This window comes from Aliidiomarina shirensis, from assembly GCF_003987345.1.
GTDB classification, from domain to species: Bacteria; Pseudomonadota; Gammaproteobacteria; order Enterobacterales; family Alteromonadaceae; genus Aliidiomarina; species Aliidiomarina shirensis.
This window is the reverse complement of sequence record NZ_PIPP01000003.1, coordinates 271,908-292,907: the sequence shown is the minus strand read 5'-3', so window position 1 is coordinate 292,907 and position 21,000 is coordinate 271,908. Positions and strand designations below refer to the sequence as shown.

Sequence of the window (21,000 nt, the reverse complement as noted above, 5' to 3'; positions counted from 1 at the left end):
GCTCTTAGAGCACTTTATTCAAATCTACGTTCAAGCCGCACGCTTTCATTTCTCTCGCAAGATTAAGCTTCCAGCCACCAGCGTCATCCATAGGAGTGTAAATGACTCCAGAGAAGTCATTCGGGACTTCCACTCCGGGCTTAAAAAGAACAGAAATTTTACGCCTTGATAGAGCGGCACAGAAGTATCCCAATTCGAATATTACATTTTGCCGTGCCCGATATTTAGGGGTGTTTGGGCTATCCTTTGGATATCCGACATCATCGGGTGTTAGCAATACGATTGCAAATGCGGCCTCAGAAGCATGCTTCTCAAATTTTTCAATAATTGTCTGACTACTATTGATTTGTTCATGGAGAATGACAGCATTGAGCCCTAGGGATTCAACAAACCTAGCAGTTTCTGTTTTGGAAAGTTCATCATGGCCATGGACTATAAAGACGCTTCCCTGAACTAAAGAATGTCTCGGTACTAGAATGGATGAAGACATCTTGTGTTTAGTAGCGGCATTAGCCAACTCTTGGGTTATAAAGCCACACCGCACTAACTCCGGAAATAAATCAACGTCTTTTAGTGCCCAATGCGTGCGGTTAAATTCAAACTCATCCGTGATATCGAATGCCAACCTATTTTCAATTAATTTTTGCATAGGTAGCGGCTGAATTAACGGATCAAATTCGTAGGAAAGGGTAACTTCCTTGCTTCTTATACGGATATCTATGATGTAGCCGATACGAAAGAAACCATCCATCCCCTCATATCCAAAAACACATGGGTAGCTCTTAAGCTTCCCAATATTTTCTTCTGTTAACTCGCCATAGCGGTCAGCTAATTCATGGACTGTATATTCATACCTACTAACCATTCTTTCCCTTGAGAACTTAGTCGGATTTACCTCCCAAGTGTCTTGGGCTCCAGAAATCAAAAGATTAAACAAGTTCAGTTTCTCCTTAAAAATGAGGCCATAGGTGACCTCTCCCCAAAGAATGGAAGCATAACATCGGTAAGATTTCCATTAAATTGATAGGCAGGCAAGAGTTGGCAGCATTGGCACTATTATTTCGTTTCATTCTGCGTGTTTCATAGGATTCACTTTATTTAAAGCCTGTGCCTCTTGAAAGAATTCAACGCTATTCTTAACTAAAACGCACACAGCGATTTTTGCCATAAAAGCGCTATTTACACGCAATTGCTTACAGGAACACAGAGTTACTATGCTAGCTTATTCAATCCAGTTAATAAACTTAGGACGTAATATGAGCAGGTGATGCATGATAAGAAAATGGTACGAGAAACTTGGTTCTATACTCGAAGCTAAGTAGAGGAGGTGATAGCTCGCTTTACATAGGAGTTGATGGAATCCGTTTAAGGTTGAATTAAAAAAACTCTTTGGGACCCAATGTAAGGCTCAATTTTTCCCGAGGGTGAGGGTCAGGCGTGGATCAATGATGCGGCTGCTCTGAAACTGACGCTTAGAACCCTCGATTCACGAATGAAGCTCGTAAACCATTTATTGTACTGAACATTACTCAAATTGAATTCGTGCGAACTGTGCCACTTTTTTGTAATACTTGCGCAGCCTTAATTGCGCTCTTAACATATCAATGCAGCTGGTCTAAAGATACATTTCGGAACCGAACTAAAAGATTATACGGACAAGGTGGGCTACTCAAAATGAATGAGAGAGAGAAAACACAGCTAAACAGTGACTTTAAGGACTACATTAAAGCTAATGACGCCGAACACACATTGGACAGCTACAGGAGAACTATGGAAGGCGTCCTTGGTAACCCATACATTAATGACCTTGGCTCATTATTTTCAGATTGGCAAGGACATGCCACCATATCAATGAAGCGAGCATTTTTTTCCATATCAGCATTGAGCATCATCCAGATTTTTGTCTTTGGTGAAGCTTTTCTAGCTCAACTTGGCATCCTAGGGGTCGAAGCAACTCCTACCAACACCGTCCGCTTATTAATTGTTGTCACAGTTTCACTATTATGCAGCGGCGCACTCTACTTGGCTGCGATAAATCGAGATAAAGCGAATAGAAACTACAAAGCAACCCGCTTAACAAAGCAACTAGATGCTCATTTAAACGCGGAGAAAGAGCTTAGAGAGATTTACGATAAATTCAGAGTGGACACAAATAATACTTCAGGAACATTCGCTACCGCTCTCATTGGGCCAAGTGTTTTTAAGAGCAAGTATGAAAGGTATCGCAATCTGCAATCCATACTTCATCACTATCAGCATCTCATTAAGCCTAGCCAGAGGAAGCAATGGCTTCTTGATAAGTACGATATTTTCGTCATCCCAACGATCGGGATTCTAGCGATAATCCTTATGTGGCTATTTTGGTTGCTTTGCCAAACCGAATGCCAATCCGACATGGAAGCACGTAATAGCCTGTACTTGTCCAGCCCTTCCCTGAACTTTATGACAACTGGTAAGGCCTGAGATTTATAGACACCTTTTATGTTAAAAATTTCAATATGACCATCAGAGGAAGTCATGAGTAAACGTGTTCGTTATTCCACTGCGTTTAAACAAGAAGCAGTGAACCAAGTGAATATTCAGGGCTATTCAACCGCTGAAACGCTCGCGAATACCTTAAAAAACGACATCACTTGTGAAGATCATGACGACTTGACTGAGCCTGCTTGATATAACCTTTGCGCCACGCCTCAGCGTACAAAATGCGCGTGCACGTAATCATAAGCCGCTTGACCTGAAAGCACAGCAACATGAGAAATTCCCAGTTGCTCACCAGACCGTCCACTCAGAAAAACATAGCCCTCAGGAATAAAGCTATCATCGAATCCGTTTTTGTCTCGAAGCGTAGGAACTAGCGTCAGATCAATAATGAACTCATCAGAAGGACAGCGGAGCCAGCAGTGTACATTTACTCGGGGACGATCGTCCCCATGATGGTGTCTTACAACGTCGGGCTCGAACGAGAAAATTTCATCTTCGCTAATTATCACCCTTCCAAGCACTAACTCAATATCCCCCTCAAAGATGTTTTTTGCAGTATCCAAGCACTTCATATTAACAGCGATACACTGACCTGCTAACTGATCAGGTGTCCACACTTGAGACACCGCATTAACTAACTGCGCTTTCTGCATGTTACGCATACACTAGCTCCACCCAGAAATAACAGCTTGGATTCTCGAAAAGTCTGGGTATCCTCTCGACTCATCTGTAACCAATCGCTGAGCATTCGCAAGTTGAGTACCTTCGAATTTACAACGATTGAAATACGAGTTTAGGCTCGTTTTCATGGACTTATTAGCTCGGCGAGACACTTCCCTCCAAGCATACCAATAGATAATGTGGCGAGGAGCCAGCCTATACTTATCCTCATTCCGAAGAACATTGCCAAGTGATTTATTGACACTAGAGATTAGCGATAGAGCTTGCTTCTCTGTGGGCATACTGAAAATCGAATTAGCATACTTCGCGTAAGCTGCTTGTCGCTGGTAAAAAAAGTACCAAGCATCGTCAGACTTACTATCTTTAACTGCCTCAGCTCCTTGGTGCTTAGTATCGGAAGCAAGGCTTAAATAATCGTAAATTCCATTTGATTTTTTGCCTTCATAGGGGGCTTCAAAGTCCATCCTCTACTTTTTCGCTATACAAAGATCGCGTTTTATAAGGTTTAGCTTAAATAATAAAACACCACAAATGACATCATATTTACAGGCATCTAAATAAAAGAAGCTCCATAGAAATACATGGGTATGACACATTGTGAGCAAGACTTTTAATTGCTAACCCACGAGAGATATAAGTACCTCTTGACTAGCTGGAGCATCAACTAGTTTATAGTCCCCAAACCTCTAAGTCAGGAATAGTCGCTAGTATGTAGGTTTTTATTAGAATATCACTAGCTCAGTCGATTCACGAAGTTCGGGTAACTCAAAAAAGAAGTGTTCATTAAGGCGAGCTCCTGATATTTGAGGTATAAAAGCGATTCTATACTCTTGTTGATAAAAAAATCTGAAATGCTTAGCGAGCTCGGGAGGCTCTAGTCCTGAAGGTGCATCGCGAATATCGTCATAATAAGAGACAGGGGCGCTCAGTATTCTCGATAATTTGAGTTCTTTCTCTAGCTTACGCTTGAGCCCCTGCTGTAAAGCTTGCTTATTCTTAATAATTAATACTGCGTCAGCGCCAAAATCCCCAAACATTCGCAAATCTGCTCTTCTCGACAAACAAAAAACGTAGTAGTCAAAACTAGCATCTACACGATATCGTTCCATAATCGGTTTCTCATATGAGCCCCTGTTAAATGGCGAGGTACCTAGACTAGGATGCGGCTTATAGGCTCTGCTCAATTCATTATCACGCTGGGCAGGGTGTAATGATTTATCGTCAAATGAACTAGCCAAAGAAACTTTAAAAGATAATTGCTCAAGAAACTCCCTCTGACCAAACTTAAACAGGCAACTTTCGTATCTACTCAAAAGAGCATTCATCCTCTGAAGTCTATTCTGGTTTATATTTTTAGTTTTCGGCAAAGCGGCATCAACCCACTTTGGCGCCTTTGGGTAACCTCGAATAGCACTCTCAAAATTAGTGTGCATAAGACTAACAATTAACCTAAAATTTCCTCGATGCTTTTCAGGCTTACCGAATGATATTTTCCCTTGAGTGCCCAAGGTCGTCCAAGCCTCCATTAGATGCCTTTCCCTTTCGAAGAGCTCTTCATTTGACAAGTGGGATAAATAGGGGGATTCAAGGTACAGTTTATATTGCTGACTCTCGAAATCTGACCTTCCCATATAAAATTCCTTGTAGCCGACTAGCCATTACAGTTGGCTTAATAAACAATAGTACTTACCCAAGATCAGTATGCCTCGTGATAAATTTACTCCAAAATCCAGTACGCCATAATCCGCCACATTAGGCTACACCAAATGAAACAGTTATAGAGGAACTCGGAACCTGTATCCATAGACACTTCTTAAAGAGAGATCTAGGCCTACCGCTTAACTAATGAGTGGTGTTGGGTTGCTTCTCACACACTCAATCGGAGTCACTCAACGCAAGCTACTTCAATAAATTTTCCATTTCGTCATTGACCAAGTTTTTTTTCCATCAGGCATAATACGTTCAATGCATTCAGGACAAAGAGCACTTTTCCCATAAAGCGTCGACTCTTAACGCAATAGCTCTTGGCATAGCGCCCCAATCTAGTTATCACGCTGAACTTTTTCGGCTAGTTCAAGTACGCCAAAATTACTAGTCACCATGTCGTATCCTTAGTCGCGTTTCGGCTTGGTGGATTATGAAATCTTTCTTACCATCATAGTAAAGCTTGCCGGAGCTGGCTATGGACAGTTTTCGGCCTCAAGAAAGATCTGTTCTTCAATATTTAGGTGAGGTTAGTTAGAGGGTTGTATGAATACTGTGATTTTCCGCAAAAAATTTGAGTTTTTTGTCGTAGAATGCGATTTCTCGTTCATATCGACAGAAGAATTTTATGGTCGACTCTTCGGCATAGTAAATGGCGCGTATGTCGTTTTGCCCCGCATCAATTGAATAGCTCCCATCGTCTAATATATAGGCAGCACGACCTCCAATAAATTGCTCCTTGGTTAAAGTGGACAGGATTTCTTCCACTTGGTCTGGCGGTACATTTTGAAATGCAGTGTGACAATATGGCATAAACTTTGGTTCTCGTTGTTTTCTGTAATCATAGACTATAATCATAACTTTACATTGCATAGTTAAGTCTGTCGTATTGAGGCTAACCCTATGTAGCTGTTCGGCTAGGTAAGCGCAGATCCTCTGCATAAAATATATAGAGCAGAATTGCAGTGATTTTTCCATCTAACACACTTGCAACAACCCGCAAACAACGAATAGTATTGAGGCGTGGTAGATGGGTACATCATTTAAATACAGGCCATGTTCGGCGAGAGGTTCACGCATTTGGACATAAGGTCAGTGAACCTAGATCTCACATTCAATTTATTATGGCGGTTTACGGATCTTCTGTGAATAATTAAGCTTACACGTGTTCGCTGAATGTGTTTTAATAGTAACCTAATGAATTTACCGATTTGATGTAAATGAGGTGTATATGAGTTCCGCGAAGAACTACTCGCTAGGTGAAGAAATAGCGAATGCCGTAAGCCACGGCTTCGGCGCCATACTAGGTATTGTGGGCTTAATCGTGATGCTGTGGCTCTCCGTAGAATATGGCGATGTATGGCATATTGTGAGCGTATCTATCTACGGTGCCTCCATCATCTTGTTATATTCCGCCTCTACGCTTTATCACGCCATTACCAACGAGCGCGCTAAACGATTCTTCCAGCTCATGGATCATGCGGCTATTTTCCTATTGATAGCAGGCACATACACACCGTTCTTACTCGTGAATCTGCGTGAATCTTGGGGCTGGCCGCTCTTTATTATTATCTGGAGCATCGCGATTGGTGGTGTATTCCTAGAAACCATGAAGAAAGAGCGTATTAAGTGGCTATCGTTAACCCTATATCTAGGGCTAGGCTGGATGGCTTTGGTAGCGGTGAAGCCGATGCTTGAGCATGTAAACACGATTGGCCTCTCGCTGCTGCTCGCAGGTGGTTTGCTGTATTCCTTTGGCGTTATCTTTTATGTGCGTAAACAAATGGTGTACCACCATGCGATTTGGCATGTATTCGTATTAGCGGCTAGTGTGGTGCATTTCTTTGCAGTGATTTACGGTGTGATTTTACCGTAAAGTGATTTGGCGGTATTAGCCCGACATTAAAAAGCCCCAGCTTGGAAACAAGCTGGGGCTTTTGCGTTTACTGCTTTAACGAAGTCTCAACCTTCCCAAAGAAAGCTTACGCTCCGTTCGCCAGAGAAGAAGCTTACGCTTCTTCGCCACCTGTACGTGAATGGCGCTTACGCTCATTCTCGGTTAGGAATTTCTTGCGAACACGAATTGACTTTGGCGTTACTTCTACCAATTCATCGTTATCGATGAACTCAAGCGCGCGCTCAAGCGACATTCTGATTGGTGGCGTAAGCGTTAACGCTTCATCGGTACCCGCTGCACGAATGTTCGTAAGCTGCTTACCTTTCAAACAGTTTACGGTTAAATCGTTTGAACGATTATGAATACCAATGATTTGGCCTTCATAAACTTCATCAGCGTGCGAAGCGAACAAACGGCCACGTTCTTGAATGTTGAACAGGGCGTATGCCAATGCTTTACCTTGCGCGTTTGAAATCAATACACCGTTAACACGTTGGCCAATTTTGCCACCTTTGTGCGGGCCGTAATGATCAAATGCGTGGTATACCAAACCAGTACCTGAAGTGAGTGTCATGAACTCAGTTTGGAAACCAATTAAGCCACGGCTAGGAACGATGAAATCGATACGCGTACGGCCTTTGCCATCTTGCTGCATATCGGTCATTTCTGCTTTACGCAGGCCTAACGCTTCCATTACAGAACCCTGATGCTGTTCTTCAACATCAACGGTTAAGGTTTCATAGGGTTCCATTTTTACGTCGTTTTCATACTTGATGATAACTTCAGGACGCGAAACCGCTAATTCAAAACCTTCACGGCGCATGTTTTCGATCAATACACCTAAGTGCAATTCACCACGGCCTGATACACGGAATTTATCCGGGTCAGCCGTTTCTTCAACACGCAACGCAACGTTGTGAACTAATTCTTTTTGTAAACGTTCAAGAATCTGGCGAGAAGTAACATACTTACCTTCTTTACCAGCAAACGGCGAGGTGTTTACTTGGAATGTCATGGTTACCGTTGGTTCATCAACGGTAAGTGGTGGCAATGGATCGTTATGGCCAACTGCACAAACGGTATCGGAGATTTTTAATTCACCTAAACCGGTAATTGCACAAATATCACCTGCATGCGAAGAATCAACTTCCATGCGATCCAAACCTAAATAACCAAATACTTTACCAATTTTACCACTACGCGTAGAACCATCAGCACCTACAACGGTTACTTGTTGGTTCGGGCGCACGGTACCACGGCGAATTCGGCCAATACCGATAACGCCAAGGTAGCTTGAGTAATCAAGCTGTGAAATTTGTAATTGTAGCGTGCCATCAATTTCGGCAACCGGTGGCGCAACTTCGCGCACGATGGTTTCAAACAACGGGTCCATGTTGCCGCTTTTCACTTCAGAATCAAGTGAGGCAAAACCGTTTAACGCAGAAGCGTAAACGATTGGGAAATCTAACTGCTCGTCGGTAGCGCCAAGGTTTACGAACAAATCGAAGATTTGATCCACAACCCAATCAACACGTGCGCCGGGGCGGTCAACTTTGTTCACAACCAAAATAGGATGCAAACCGTGTGAGAACGCTTTTTGCGTTACGAAGCGAGTTTGTGGCATCGGGCCATCTACGGCATCAACCAAAAGCAATACAGAATCGGCCATTGAAAGTACGCGCTCTACTTCACCGCCGAAATCAGCGTGTCCTGGAGTGTCCAGGATGTTGATGTGGTAATCGCCCCAGTTGATTGCAGTGTTTTTTGCGAGAATGGTAATTCCGCGCTCTTTTTCAAGATCGTTCGAATCCATGATACGTTCTTGCTGTTCGCCCCGGCTCTCTAAAGTGCCAGATTGTTGCAGAAGCTTATCAACCAACGTAGTTTTACCATGGTCAACGTGCGCGATAATTGCGATATTGCGAATTTTTTCAATAGCTTTAGACATAAAACTGTATTTTAACCTGTGGTGAAGGCCATCGGGCCATAGGGTGGCGGATCATACGCTGATTTCACTGAATAAAAAAGCACCGAATGGAAAGCAGGGCCATATTTAACGAAAAAACTACGTTTTTTATAGCAGGAACGCTATGCTGTGGCTCTAATGTGTACAAAATAAATTTTTTAGTTAATTAATCATAGGAAGTATTTATGACAGAACGAGGTTTATTCCACACAGTGCGCACTGCTTTACTTGCGGGTGTGGCTATATTTGCCATTTCTGCGTGTGGTGGTGAAGCCCCTGCACCAAACAATACTACTGAGGGATCGGGAGCTAATGCTACGGCTGAATCACGTACGTTTGCCGAAGGTGATTATTTCCGTGTTTTGGAAAATCCGGTGCAAACCGATCGCTCAGAGCCTTTTATTGTTGAGTACTTTTGGGCCGGTTGCCCAGCATGCCAGCGTTTTGAACCAATTGTTTTAGGTGTAAAGGAAGCATTTCCAGAAACACCAGTGGTTCGCCGCCACGCGGTGTTTAACGAGCGTTGGGCGTTAGATGCGCGCATTTACCATGCTGCTAGTGAAGTAGCTGGCCGTGATGTGGGTACTGAAATGTTAGCGTTTTATCAAAGCCAAGCACCTGATTTACCCGATTTCTCTGATTTGTCTGCGTTCTTCCAACAACAGGGTTTAGATGAAGAAGCCATTTTCGAGTTGGCGGATAGCCCCAGCATCGTTGGTATTATGGAACAAACCTTTAATGAAATGCAGAGCAACGAAATACCAGGCGTTCCCTCGGTAGTGGTTAATGGCCGTTATTTAGTGAAAAATCCATTGCCCGAAGATATTCAGAACCAAGATGATTATAACCAGCTCATTGATTATCTATTGAGCTTGGATTAAACACGAAACGCACCGTAATGGTGCGTTTTTTTTGCGGCGCAAATAAGTTTCGCACTATTTTGGTGCGATTTGGTGCGCTTAGCTGATATCTATCGGTTTAATGCTTTAAGGAAACCGCTACAAGGTATCCGTATGGTTATTTTTTTATAGAAAAACATGAAGTTAAGGATTGTGTTGCGATATTGGCACAAGCTTTGCTACATGTTTCAGCCATAAGATTAATTTTTTAAGTAATACGTTTTGTATTCGCAGCACACTAACCCGGAGGCAAGTAATGTCTATTAAAGCGGTGATGGATTTAATTGAAGAAAACGAAGTGCGTTTTGTTGATATGCGCTTTACTGATACTAAAGGTAAAGAGCAGCATGTAACCATTCCGGTTTCGCAAATCGACGAAGATTTCTTTGAAGATGGCAAAATGTTTGATGGTTCATCAATTGCTGGTTGGAAAGGAATTAACGAATCAGATATGGTTCTGAGCCCAGATACTGAAACAGCAGTAATGGACCCATTCTCTGAAATTCCAACGTTAATCGTTCGCTGTTCAATTTTAGAACCCGATACACGCCAAGGTTATGACCGCGACCCGCGCTCGATTGCCCGCCGCGCAGAAGAATATTTAACGTCTACCGGCATTGCTGATACCGCGTTAATGGGCCCAGAGCCAGAGTTCTTCTTATTTGATGATGTGCGTTTCAATACCGATATGAGCGGTTCGTTCTATAAAATCGATGATATCGAAGCGAAATGGAATTCTGGCACTGAATATGAAGGCGGCAACAAAGGCCACCGCCCAGGTGTGAAAGGCGGCTACTTCCCAGTGCCACCGGTAGACTCTTCGCATGAAATTCGTAGTGAAATGTGTGAAGTAATGGAAGAAATGGGCTTGGTTGTTGAAGCGCATCACCATGAAGTTGCTACCGCAGGCCAAAACGAAATTGCATGCCGATTCAATACCTTGGTAAACAAAGCGGATGAACTGCAAATCTTCAAATATGTGGTTCACAATGTTGCTCACGCGTATGGCAAAACTGCTACTTTTATGCCGAAACCTTTAGTAGGCGATAACGGTTCAGGCATGCACGTGCACATGAGCTTAGCCAAAGATGGTAAGAACCTGTTTGCCGGTGATAAATATGGTGGCCTTTCTGAAACCGCGCTTTATTACATTGGCGGTATCATTAAGCACGCGCGGGCAATCAACGCGTTTACCAATCCAGGCACAAACTCTTATAAGCGTTTAGTACCAGGTTTTGAAGCGCCGGTAATGTTGGCGTATTCAGCGCGTAACCGTTCTGCATCGATTCGTATTCCTTTGGTTTCAAACCCGAAAGGCCGCCGTATCGAAGCACGTTTCCCTGATCCAATTGCGAACCCTTACTTTGCATTTACTGCATTGTTGATGGCTGGCCTTGATGGTATTCAGAACAAAATTCATCCTGGCGATGCTATGGATAAAGATTTGTATGATTTACCACCAGAAGAAGCAAAAGAAATTCCAACGGTAGCAAGCTCGCTAGGTATGGCGTTAGATGCATTAGATAAAGATCGTGATTTCTTAACTGCTGGTGGCGTAATGAGCGACGATATGATCGATGCTTACATTAGCCTTAAGCGGAAAGAAGTTGAGAAGCTAATGATGACAACGCACCCGATTGAGTTTGATATGTACTATTCTTGCTAACCTAGCTTAGGAAGTATGAATAGGCGCTGCGTATTTGAGGGTTCTCATTGCGCAGCGCACCATTCTGGTGCAAACTCTCTTATTGCACCTAAAAATTCTCGGTGCGCTATGACAATATCACTGAGGTTCTTATGTCGGCTGCAAATCCTGTATTGCATGAAAGCATTAACCAAGAGCTTGTCGATCAGCTCACCAGTGCAGTATTGGTGCTCGATAAAAATCTTCATGTGTGTTTCGCCAATGCGGCAGCTGATGCTATTTTTTCAGGCAGCTCACGGCGTTTGCTCGGTGCCCCACTTGATAGCCATTTGCGCTACAGCAGTTTTGATCTCACCTTATTAAGAAATATCGCACTCAACCAGCAAAGCATTTCCGATAGTGATGTGAGTTGGGTGTTTCATGATGGTAAATCCATAGCTATTGAATTGAATGCATCTATTGCAGCTTTTGCAGGTTTAGATACGGCGATTTTGATCGAGTTGCGGCAAGTTGACCTCATTCGCCGCATCAATCAAGAGCAAGCGCAACAGCATCAGCGCGAAGCGGCGCAACAATTAGTACGTGGCTTAGCTCATGAGATTAAAAACCCCTTAGGCGGCATTCGCGGCGCCGCTCAACTATTAAATGCTGAGTTGGAAGCGCCGGAACAACGTGAGTTTACGCAGTTGATTATGGCGCAGTCAGATAGGTTGCGAAATTTGGTCGATAGGTTGCTTGGCCCGAACCGCCCGAGTGCTCGAAGTTATCAAAATATTCATGCAGTATTGCAGCGTGTGCTGGACGTTATTTCAGTGAATAAGCCAGAAAATCTCAGTGTTGCGAAGGATTACGATCCGAGCTTACCCGATTTATTTATAAGTGCTGATCAGATTGAGCAGGTGTTTTTGAATTTGCTCAGTAATTCTCTTGATGCGCTTGCGCATCAAGATGGCGAACGCCAACTTGTGGTGCGCACGCGCGTTAGCCATCAAGAAACGATTTATGGAAAACGCTATCGCCAATGTGCGCTAATTTGTGTGCAAGATAATGGCCCAGGGGTTCCCGGTGAGTTGAAAGATACGCTGTTCTATCCTCTGGTCACTGGCCGTGAAGGCGGAACGGGGCTTGGCCTTTCGATTGCACAATCGCTAATCCATCAGCATGCGGGAAAAATAGAAGTAAGCAGCCGGCCTGGACATACCGAGTTTACGGTAGTGCTCCCCTATCTTGATGACGCCAGCAAAACGGGAGAGCAGGGATGATACGAACGGTTTGGATTCTCGACGACGATAGCTCGATTCGCTGGGTGTTGGAGCGTGCATTTAAAGGTGCCGGCTGGCAACCGCGATTATTCTCCGAGCCAAAATTTTTCTTAGAAGCTTTAACAGAGTGCGGTGCGCAGAAGCCAGCGTTAGTGCTTACCGATGTGCGTATGCCGGGCATGGATGGCATGCAAGTATTACAAGAAATTCAGCAGCAATTTTCGGATATGCCGGTGATCGTAATGACAGCGCACTCGGATTTGGAAAGTGCGGTAAAAGCATTCAAGGGTGGTGCCTTTGAGTATATCCCTAAGCCGTTTGATCTTGATGAAGTGGTAGCGATTGCGGAGCGCGCTACGAAACCGAAGCATAGCGAACAGGTATCGAATTCGGAAAAAGTGCCAGACGACGCGGACAACGACACCGGCATTATTGGTGAATCGGCGGCTATGCAAGAAGTGTTTCGGGCCATTGGTCGGCTTTCACGTTCTAGCGTTTCGGTGTTGTTAACGGGTGAATCAGGCACGGGTAAAGAGTTGGTGGCGAAAGCCTTACACGATCATAGCCCGCGAGCCGAACAACCTTTTGTAGCTTTGAACATGGCGGCTATTCCCGGAGAGTTGATTGAATCGGAGTTGTTTGGTCACGAGAAAGGCGCGTTTACCGGCGCCCAAAGCCGACGCGCGGGCCGTTTTCAACAAGCTGATGGCGGCACCCTGTTCCTCGATGAAATTGGCGATATGCCACTTGCCGTGCAAACGCGCTTACTGCGAGCATTGGCGGAGGGGCAGTTTTATCCGGTTGGCAGCCACCAGTTGGTAACTGTAAATGTTCGGGTTATCGCAGCCACCCATATTGATTTGCGCAAGGCTATTGATGAAGGCAGTTTTCGTGAAGATCTCTACCACCGTTTGAATGTTATCCATCTACAGCTCCCAGCTTTACATGAACGGCGAAGCGATATTCCAGCGCTCGCGGAACATTTCTTAGCGGCCGCTGCCAAAGAACTACAAATGCCGAAAAAGCGTTTAACCCATGCAGCTATGGTTCAACTGCAAAGTGCTTTATGGCCGGGTAACGTTAGGCAGTTGGAGAACACCTGCCGCTGGATAACCGTGATGGCAAGTGGCGATGTTGTTGATATTGATGAGCTGCCTGCAGATTTACAGCAAAATACCGCAGAACATACCGATACTCTAACGCAACGCCATGCACCCGTTCAGAGCTTAGATGCCGCAGAACCGAGGAGTTCGGGAGTAGCGCGTAGTTGGCGTGAAAGCTTACAAAACGAGTTATTGAAGGCCCTTGATGGCAGCGATAACGAGCGGTGTTCGGTGTTACTGGCAGAAATTGAGGATCTGGCAATAGATGCCGCGTTAGCACAAACGAATGGCCATCGGCAGCAGGCGGCGGAGCGTTTGGGTTGGGGGAGAAACACGTTAACTCGAAAATTGAATAAACGAGGTAATTAACCCGGAAATTTAGCTTTTGAGTAAATCCTCTTATGGGCTGGGGAATGCTTGGCGTATTATGAGGTAGCGATACTGTAAAGGGAATGCAAAGGTGCTCGCTTCTCCCTGTGTAAAGGGTAGATTGTGGAAATGTAAAGATTGTAAAGATCGTTTCCATTTTCAAGGTTTGTGGCTGCAACGCAGCGCAGCCGAATATCGTAAACATTACGAAAGGAAGGTAAATTGTGGTTCATGTTCTGTTGATAGATGATGATGCTGATTTAGGCGCAATGCTCACCGATGTGTTCGCCAGAGAGGGTATTCGTCTTACCGCAGTAGAGGACGGCAAAACTGGCTTAGATACTGCAAGCGAGGGCTCTTTTGCCTTAATCTTGCTTGATATTATGTTGCCAGAGATGGATGGTTTGCAGGTACTGAAACATCTTCGCCAAAGTGGCATTGAAACGCCAGTGCTTATGCTAACAGCGCGTGGCGATGATGTAGATCGTGTTGTGGGCTTAGAGCTAGGTGCCGATGATTATTTGCCGAAGCCTTTTTATCCTCGAGAGCTCATTGCCCGCGTAAAAGCATTGTTGCGCCGCAGTAAAGGTAGTGATGCATCGGCGGTAGTGGAAAGTATTCGCTTCGCTGGCTTCGAGTTAGATACCGTGAACGCGGTAGCAACTTGTGATGGTGAGAAGTTAACACTCACACCTACGGAATTTGAAGTACTTCGTCAGTTAGTAACGCATCACGGGCAGTTGGTTACCAAAGAAAGCCTCTCTAATCATGTTTTAGGCCGCCAACTCGGGCCATTTGATCGCTCGCTTGATGTGCATATTAGTAATGTACGGAAAAAATTACCGGCCCACCCTGATCGTATTCAAACGGTGCGAGGGCGTGGATACCGCGTAATGGAACCAGAAATTTTGGAAAATTAGAGAATGCTCCAACGCCGTACGCAATGGTATCAATCGTTAACGATTCGATTATTGGCGATATTCTGGGCCTTGATTTTACTTACGGCGATCGCTGCATTTTCCGTAGTACTTTATTTATCACGCCCGCCGGGGCCCGCCCCCATGGCGGCAGATTTCCAACGTGCACTTGCGCCAATTTTGAATCATTCCTCGAGTGTAGGAATGATTCAGCCTGGGCGTTTGCTCGTGGGCGATTACCGGGTGGTGGCCGTAGATAGCCCCGAAAATACGGACATTGAATACACGCCGGGAATGGGCCAAACCGAAGTAGGCGCGGCGTTTAACATTTTGCAAAACAATGAACCTATGCAAGTTATCGTTGCTGAGCGAACGTTTGCAGGCCCGCTTGATAGCAGTGCTGGAAGAGTGGTTATGAGTCGTTCTGCAACCGATGATGAGTTGGCTGCTTTGGTTGCAAACGAAGATCAAGATTGGATGCCGCGCTTAATTCTGCTCTCGTTCGCGGCTTCATTTCTAGGTGCGCTAATTCTTGGTTGGTGGTTTGTTCGCCCACTAAAACAATTGCGAAACGCTACCCGAGAAATTGCCGCAGGTTCGGCGAAACCGAATCTTGCTCGCCTACCGAAACGTAAAGATGAGCTTGGTGAGCTAGCTCGCACCATGCGTTCAACCGCTATTGAATTAGCCAATTCTCGTGATGCACAACGTAGATTGTTAAGCGATGTTTCTCATGAGTTGCGTTCGCCACTGGCGCGTTTGCAAGTAGCGCTCGATTTAATGGAAACCGAAGCGCTAAAGGCCGACCGTAACTACGTGCAATTGAATAAAGATATTTACCGGCTTGGTTCCATTATTGATAGTATTTTATGGCTCTCGCGCTTAGAGAATGGCCTTGATAAATTGGTAAAAGGTCCAGTTGATATCTCGGCTATGTTAGAAGAGCTGCGTAGTGATTTATACTTTTTGCAATATGGCAAAGACCAAGAAAGTTGGGATGGGCGGTTGCAGTTACCTGAGAAAGATATCCCCGAGCTTGAAACCGATGGTGTGTTGTTGCGCCTAGTGTTGGAAAATTTAGTGCGTAATGGCTTCCAGTATGGGCCAGAGAATGGTTCGGTATCGGTTCACGCGGAAGAGCAAAACGGATGGTTAGCAATAACCGTGCATGATGAAGGCCCGGGTGTACCCGAAGATAAGCTCAGCAAAATGTTCGAACCTTTCTTTCGCGGTGATCCCTCGCGCCATCATGGTGCCGGTGTTGGTTTAGGTTTGGCGCTCTGCCAACGTGCTACAGCTGTGCTTGATGGCCATATTAAAGCTATAAATCATCCAGCCGGAGGCCTTGCGGTTACCGTGAGCCTGCCCATCGCAAATTAATCACTTATCCTTGTGAAAAATCCGCGCTAGAATAGCTAAAACATCCCCAGAACGAGGGGGAAATATTTAGTTTATTAGATTTCACAGGGATAACGCATGAGCGAAATGGCCAGTAAATATGCACTTGCGGTATTAAATCGCCGCCCAGATGATAGCGATAGTGCTTGGCTTGAGTGGGCCCGCGAAGATCTTTATGAATTTTATCGCTATGCCGAGCACGGCGAATTTCGTAGTTGCGATGGCCACGAAATTCGTTATGCGCTATTTGAGAACAAAGCGCTTCCTGAAGAAGCCAACCCTTCAACAGTTCTGGACCCGCTAAACGACCCAACCGATCAGTTTGTAGCGAGTTTAGCAAAATCAGGTGATCAGACCCCTGAGCCGAATCGAGGCTGGGTTGTTATTTCTCCGGGCCGAATTGAATCGTATTTAAAGTATCAAGAAATCACGTTAGAACTTGTAGCCGCTGGATATTCGGTTGCAATGATTGATCACCGTGGTCAAGGCCATTCCTCGCGCTTAACGCATCACCACCAGCATGGCCATATCAACAACTTTTCCGAGTATGCACGTGATTTCGCCGAGTGGGTGAAACTGTTAGAGCCACGTATTGGGAATGCACCCGCTTATATTTTATCTCACTCCATGGGTGGTGCTATTACTGCGCAATACTTACAGCAGTTCGCCGGTAGTGATGAGTTTCCATTTAACCCGTTCAAAAAAATAGTTTTTTGCGCGCCAATGTTTGGTATTCAAACAAGGCCGTTCCCTTTTTGGGTGGCCAAGCCGCTTACCAAATTTTTAGCCTTTATGAATAGTATTATTACCCCCAAGCGGCCTTGGTATGCGCCAACAACCGGGGATTATGTGCTGCTTCCGTTTGCCGAAAACCTGCTCACGCAAAGTGAAAACCGGTATTCATGGTTTAGCCAAATGTATGATGATATGGAAACAATAAAGGTAGGCGGCCCCACGAATTATTGGGTAGCCGAAGCCATATTGGCGGCTCGACAAGTAGTACTGAATGCACATCGCGTTAAGATTCCAGCGTTGGTATTACAAGGCACTCAAGATCGGGTGGTGGCACCAAAACCGCAACAAGAGTTTGTCGATAGGCAAAATAACAAGGCGAGTAAACTGATTAAAGTTGAAGGCGCGCGCCATGAAATATTAGTGGAAAGCGATGTTATTCGCGAAAAAGCGATGAAACATATTCTGCAATTTTTGCGCGCAAAATAAAGGACGCGGTAGATGTTCCACATTGTATTGTTTAATCCAGTGATGCCGGCAAATACCGGGAATGTGATTCGCCTCGCTGCTAACAACGGTTGCCGATTGCACTTGATAGAACCATTGGGCTTTGATTTCGAAGAGAAAAAGCTTCGCCGTGCAGGTTTGGATTATCATGATTTAAGCCAAGTTGAGCGTTATCCGGATTTCACTGCTTTTGCGCAGAAGTTTGTCGGCCACACTATTTATGCGATCACCACCAAAGGCACTCGAGGCTATGCTGATGTGCAATTTCAAGCCGGTGATGTTTTGTTGTTCGGCTCGGAAACCGCCGGTTTAGCACCGGAAGTGATGGCACAAATTCCACAAGAACAGCGCCTGCGCATTCCAATGATGCCGAACAATCGTTCGCTAAACCTCTCGAATTCGGTGGCGCTGGTAAGCTATGAAGCGTGGCGGCAGCATGGTTTTGGTGAGGGCATTTAATTAGCACTACCTATTTACAGAGCCTTTAACTAAAACTATGTTTATGAAACCACCTATTCAGGGTGGATTCAGAGTTTGAGGCGCTTATGAAGCTACGTTTAAAATATCCCCGTCTATATGCCGCACTAGCTGTAACCGGCCTAATACACTCAGCGTCATCGAGTGCGCAAGATGTACCATATTGTGAAACCGATGTAGGGGCCTTCGGTGCTTACCGAGTGTCCACAAAAATGCATAATTCAAACAATCAGAATCTCTTAGTTGATTTTCGTGTAACCCTCGAACGCCTGTTTTCGGGCGGTGAACAGCGTATTGAGAATCTGCATCCTCAAAGTAATTTAGCTACTCTGGTGGGCCAGAGTAAGTTGATTATGAACATACAGTATTACGTGATGCGCGGTGAGGAAAACTACAGTGTGTTAGTGAACAACGTAGCTGTAGAGCACCCAGGCACAAGTTATGCAAGTAACAATATTGGGATAGATTCGGCTGTTATCAAAATAGGCGACACCAGCTTTGAGCCAAATTACGTTCAGCGTTATTCAGATAATGGTTTTTTCCGCTCGTACCATGAAACAGATTTAGGCGAAACGCTGTTCGGGAATTGGATGGCGAACTCAAACGTATCGATTGCGTTTTTATCGCAGGCCGATGGCAAAACAGTGCCCTATGCCAATATTCATTTGCAAGGCGATAAAATTGGCCAATATTCCTCTATTATTGAACGTCAGCTTGACGATCTATGGGAAGCTTATTCTGCACAAGATTGCGTGCGTTTTGCCCCTATTGATGGCGATGACGATTGTTTCTTAACTACAGCCGCTACCGCCTGCATTGGCCTTGCTGATGATTGCTGGGAACTAGAAACGTTGAGAGAATTTCGTGATCAGCATTTGTTACGAACAGCGGCTGGCACTGATTTAGTTCGCGAGTATTATGAAATAGCACCTGATATTGTGAGCCGAATAAACGCAAAAAGTGATGCCAATCAACGTTGGTTAAAAACGTACTGGAGCGGCATTTTACCCACGGCAATTTTAGTGCGTTTAGGTATGCACCGTTGGGCTGAGCATGCTTATCGAAGGTTAGTAAAACGCCTGCAATTAAGTGCTTAAAACATATAAGGCTCGGAAAGAAACTTAGCGGCGATTGCATACTCAAATGCGTTATACTGGTGCTCTCGAATCAGCAGTGCCGAAGATGTGGTAGGCCGGAAATGGCTTGAAATAGGCTAGAGCAACGAAAGGTAAAAGCAATGAGCAGTATGTTGAAAGCAGTATTCGCCGCGGTAATTATGGGTTTTGCAGTAACTAGCCCTCACGTGAATGCTCAGGCAGAAAGCGATGTTTCTGCCGAGAATCCACGGTGGAACCTAATGCTTACCGGGAGTGAATTGCAGATATGTTCGAGCATGAACTCTGATTACTGCAATTCCACGAGCTGGATAGAAGCGAACGATATGCGCACTGCACGGTTATTTCAACTCACCGATGTGCGCCGCCGTGAAGCGTTGCGGCAAGCCATTTGGCCACGCTCGCGCAATGGTGTCAGAGAAGAGTTAGATGTAGCGCTGCGCGAAATGGTGGATTATTTTGGCCGCGGTGTGGTGCCGGAATATCGCTTTGTAGAACGTTTGCGTTCGCGGGCATACTTAGAGTTGGTGATGCGGCTTTCGGAAGCGGAATATGAACGGGTGCTCGATAACTTAGAAATGCCACGCTTGGAAGGCCTTGATGAAGTTGTAAACTTAGCTGAGAGCAAAGATAACAGCGGTGCGTTTATCACTGAATTCGTGCAAATGGCTGAGCGTATCAAAGGCGCCAAGCCAACCATCTTGGTAGTTACGGCCGGTGAGCGTGATAGTTTCCGTTCCGTTGATAGCCACATACAAGCGTTTGCCGAAGCTGGCGCAAACGCACGTTGGTTGCCTCTTGATATAGCGGTTACACAAGCGCAGCGGAATGACACATGTGGCGAACTTGAGCCACTGCGCCGCGAGTTGAGCGGCACTTACGATCGCGATCGCGTTAACCCAAACCGGCATGCCGAACAACTAGCATTTTGCAACAATGATGGCGCTGCAGCAGAGCTGCTAGCAAATGCTGATGGCGTTTTCTTTACCGGTGGCAGCGCCAATCGTTTACGCGATACTTTGTTACCCACAGGTGAGCCTATAGCGGCCTTACAAGCGTTACGCAGCCGGTTTAACGAAGGTAAGCTGGCTGTTGGCGGCGCAGGTGAAGGCGCGCAAGCCCTAGTAAGCGCAAATATGATTACCAATGGCCATAGCCGTGAAGCTATAAGCGTAGGTTCGCGAGCAGCAGCCGCACCGCCGGTGGGCTGTGATTTCGATGATAGCTGCCCACGAGGTTTAAATCCGAACTCGCTTACTTACGAACCATTAGGTGGCGTAGGTGTTTTCCGCGCTGGTATTGTTGATACCGATGTAGGCCACCGTGGCCGTGAAGTGCGGATGCTGCGCGTGGCCGCCGATACGAATACACCGTTAGCCATGGGTATTGATCGGGATACCGCCGTGTTTATGAACTCACGTAATGGTGTGTTTGCCGTGCGCGGCGCGAATAGCGTGTTCTTTGTAGAAAGCGCACAAGGTACAGAAAGCATGATAGCCGCTACTTTCCATTATTTGCGGAACGGCAGTATGGGGCGTTTGGCCGGTAGCCGGGTAGCTAACGTGGTGATGGCTGAGCAGCCGGAATATTTCCCTGAAAGCTCTACCAATCGATTCTTAGGCGATACCGGTGTGGCTGATAACATAGATGTGGCCTGCCGAGGCCCGAAACAACTTCGTTTGTTACAAGAGCGCTATGTGTTAATGATGCAAACAACCGAGAATAGTGAGCTAGAACTCAGCCGAGGCCGCTGCCAAATATTTAATGGCGTGATGGGCGTGGCAATTGAAGAGCCGTAAACCTTCGTTCCAATGAAAATGCCCGCAACGTTGCGGGCATTTTTGTAT

Annotated in this window: 18 protein-coding genes; 13 read left to right on the top strand and 5 right to left on the bottom strand. The window is 45.4% G+C overall.

Features of this window, described 5'->3' with window-relative positions; translation table 11 throughout:
• Positions 1–4 precede the first annotated feature (4 nt).
• Entirely contained in the window at positions 5–937 is a 933-nt protein-coding gene (locus CWE13_RS08730; protein WP_126807811.1) for a TIR domain-containing protein, read from the bottom strand.
• 737 nt (positions 938–1,674) lie between these two features.
• Between CWE13_RS08730 and CWE13_RS08725 the strand changes: the two genes are divergently transcribed.
• Together CWE13_RS08725 and CWE13_RS12515 are read left to right on the top strand one after the other, a co-directional pair.
• Positions 1,675–2,463, top strand: coding sequence for a hypothetical protein (locus tag CWE13_RS08725; protein ID WP_126807809.1), 789 nt, complete (start codon positions 1,675–1,677; stop codon positions 2,461–2,463).
• A gap of 54 nt (positions 2,464–2,517) precedes the next feature.
• Positions 2,518–2,670 carry a hypothetical protein gene (locus CWE13_RS12515; protein ID WP_157980950.1) on the top strand — a complete coding sequence of 51 codons (153 nt, stop codon included), beginning with the start codon at positions 2,518–2,520 and terminating at the stop codon, positions 2,668–2,670.
• 20 nt (positions 2,671–2,690) lie between these two features.
• Here the strand turns inward: CWE13_RS12515 and CWE13_RS08720 are convergent, their stop codons facing one another.
• The 3 genes from CWE13_RS08720 to CWE13_RS08710 form a co-directional block, all read right to left on the bottom strand.
• A complete protein-coding gene (locus CWE13_RS08720; protein ID WP_126807807.1) occupies positions 2,691–3,143 on the bottom strand; it encodes a hypothetical protein in 453 nt (150 codons plus the stop codon).
• A gap of 741 nt (positions 3,144–3,884) precedes the next feature.
• A complete protein-coding gene (locus CWE13_RS08715) occupies positions 3,885–4,688 on the bottom strand; it encodes a hypothetical protein (RefSeq protein ID WP_126807805.1) in 804 nt (267 codons plus the stop codon).
• Between the two features lie 712 nt (positions 4,689–5,400).
• Positions 5,401–5,844, bottom strand: a complete 444-nt coding sequence (locus tag CWE13_RS08710; RefSeq protein WP_126807803.1) for a hypothetical protein — start codon at positions 5,842–5,844, stop codon at positions 5,401–5,403.
• 253 nt (positions 5,845–6,097) lie between these two features.
• Between CWE13_RS08710 and trhA the strand changes: the two genes are divergently transcribed.
• A complete protein-coding gene (trhA, locus tag CWE13_RS08705; protein WP_126807801.1) occupies positions 6,098–6,742 on the top strand; it encodes a PAQR family membrane homeostasis protein TrhA in 645 nt (214 codons plus the stop codon).
• A 133-nt stretch (positions 6,743–6,875) separates the two neighbouring features.
• On the opposite strand, the gene typA is transcribed toward trhA, so the two are convergent.
• A complete protein-coding gene (gene typA / locus CWE13_RS08700) occupies positions 6,876–8,711 on the bottom strand; it encodes a translational GTPase TypA (RefSeq protein ID WP_126807799.1) in 1,836 nt (611 codons plus the stop codon).
• A gap of 203 nt (positions 8,712–8,914) precedes the next feature.
• On the opposite strand from typA, the gene CWE13_RS08695 reads away from it, so the two are divergent.
• From CWE13_RS08695 to CWE13_RS08650, 10 genes are all read left to right on the top strand, one after another.
• Entirely contained in the window at positions 8,915–9,610 is a 696-nt protein-coding gene (locus CWE13_RS08695; protein WP_126807797.1) for a DsbA family protein, read from the top strand.
• Between the two features lie 274 nt (positions 9,611–9,884).
• Positions 9,885–11,294: a glutamate--ammonia ligase gene (gene glnA, locus CWE13_RS08690; RefSeq protein ID WP_126807795.1), complete on the top strand. Its 1,410-nt coding sequence runs from the start codon at positions 9,885–9,887 to the stop codon at positions 11,292–11,294.
• Between the two features lie 131 nt (positions 11,295–11,425).
• Entirely contained in the window at positions 11,426–12,535 is a 1,110-nt protein-coding gene (glnL, locus tag CWE13_RS08685; RefSeq protein WP_126807793.1) for a nitrogen regulation protein NR(II), read from the top strand.
• Positions 12,532–14,007: a nitrogen regulation protein NR(I) gene (ntrC, locus tag CWE13_RS08680; protein ID WP_126807791.1), complete on the top strand. Its 1,476-nt coding sequence runs from the start codon at positions 12,532–12,534 to the stop codon at positions 14,005–14,007. The genes glnL and ntrC overlap by 4 nt, the downstream gene beginning before the upstream one ends.
• Positions 14,008–14,231: 224 nt before the next feature.
• Positions 14,232–14,927: a response regulator transcription factor gene (locus CWE13_RS08675; protein ID WP_126807789.1), complete on the top strand. Its 696-nt coding sequence runs from the start codon at positions 14,232–14,234 to the stop codon at positions 14,925–14,927.
• Between the two features lie 3 nt (positions 14,928–14,930).
• On the top strand, positions 14,931–16,304 hold the full coding sequence (locus tag CWE13_RS08670) for a HAMP domain-containing sensor histidine kinase (RefSeq protein ID WP_126807787.1): 1,374 nt from the start codon (positions 14,931–14,933) through the stop codon (positions 16,302–16,304).
• A gap of 96 nt (positions 16,305–16,400) precedes the next feature.
• Positions 16,401–17,543: an alpha/beta fold hydrolase gene (locus tag CWE13_RS08665; protein WP_126807785.1), complete on the top strand. Its 1,143-nt coding sequence runs from the start codon at positions 16,401–16,403 to the stop codon at positions 17,541–17,543.
• 12 nt (positions 17,544–17,555) lie between these two features.
• Entirely contained in the window at positions 17,556–18,020 is a 465-nt protein-coding gene (locus tag CWE13_RS08660) for a tRNA (cytidine(34)-2'-O)-methyltransferase (protein ID WP_126807783.1), read from the top strand.
• A gap of 230 nt (positions 18,021–18,250) precedes the next feature.
• Positions 18,251–19,135, top strand: coding sequence for a CFI-box-CTERM domain-containing protein (locus tag CWE13_RS08655; protein WP_198677928.1), 885 nt, complete (start codon positions 18,251–18,253; stop codon positions 19,133–19,135).
• 140 nt (positions 19,136–19,275) lie between these two features.
• Positions 19,276–20,952 carry a type 1 glutamine amidotransferase family protein gene (locus tag CWE13_RS08650; RefSeq protein WP_126807780.1) on the top strand — a complete coding sequence of 559 codons (1,677 nt, stop codon included), beginning with the start codon at positions 19,276–19,278 and terminating at the stop codon, positions 20,950–20,952.
• Positions 20,953–21,000: the final 48 nt, after the last annotated feature.

Excerpts from the sequence above, each read along its gene's own strand:
- CWE13_RS08725 (WP_126807809.1), top strand. The coding sequence starts at position 1,675 with ATGAATGAGAGAGAGAAAACACAGCTAAACAGTGACTTTAAGGACTAC.
- CWE13_RS08650 (WP_126807780.1), top strand. The coding sequence starts at position 19,276 with ATGAGCAGTATGTTGAAAGCAGTATTCGCCGCGGTAATTATGGGTTTT.
- glnA (WP_126807795.1), top strand. The coding sequence starts at position 9,885 with ATGTCTATTAAAGCGGTGATGGATTTAATTGAAGAAAACGAAGTGCGT.
- CWE13_RS08720 (WP_126807807.1), bottom strand. The coding sequence starts at position 3,143 with ATGCGTAACATGCAGAAAGCGCAGTTAGTTAATGCGGTGTCTCAAGTG.
- CWE13_RS08655 (WP_198677928.1), top strand. The coding sequence starts at position 18,251 with ATGCATAATTCAAACAATCAGAATCTCTTAGTTGATTTTCGTGTAACC.
- trhA (WP_126807801.1), top strand. The coding sequence starts at position 6,098 with ATGAGTTCCGCGAAGAACTACTCGCTAGGTGAAGAAATAGCGAATGCC.
- CWE13_RS08670 (WP_126807787.1), top strand. The coding sequence starts at position 14,931 with ATGCTCCAACGCCGTACGCAATGGTATCAATCGTTAACGATTCGATTA.
- CWE13_RS08660 (WP_126807783.1), top strand. The coding sequence starts at position 17,556 with ATGTTCCACATTGTATTGTTTAATCCAGTGATGCCGGCAAATACCGGG.
- CWE13_RS08715 (WP_126807805.1), bottom strand. The coding sequence starts at position 4,688 with ATGGAGGCTTGGACGACCTTGGGCACTCAAGGGAAAATATCATTCGGT.
- CWE13_RS08710 (WP_126807803.1), bottom strand. The coding sequence starts at position 5,844 with ATGGAAAAATCACTGCAATTCTGCTCTATATATTTTATGCAGAGGATC.
- typA (WP_126807799.1), bottom strand. The coding sequence starts at position 8,711 with ATGTCTAAAGCTATTGAAAAAATTCGCAATATCGCAATTATCGCGCAC.
- CWE13_RS12515 (WP_157980950.1), top strand. The coding sequence starts at position 2,518 with ATGAGTAAACGTGTTCGTTATTCCACTGCGTTTAAACAAGAAGCAGTG.
- glnL (WP_126807793.1), top strand. The coding sequence starts at position 11,426 with ATGTCGGCTGCAAATCCTGTATTGCATGAAAGCATTAACCAAGAGCTT.
- CWE13_RS08665 (WP_126807785.1), top strand. The coding sequence starts at position 16,401 with ATGAGCGAAATGGCCAGTAAATATGCACTTGCGGTATTAAATCGCCGC.
- ntrC (WP_126807791.1), top strand. The coding sequence starts at position 12,532 with ATGATACGAACGGTTTGGATTCTCGACGACGATAGCTCGATTCGCTGG.
- CWE13_RS08695 (WP_126807797.1), top strand. The coding sequence starts at position 8,915 with ATGACAGAACGAGGTTTATTCCACACAGTGCGCACTGCTTTACTTGCG.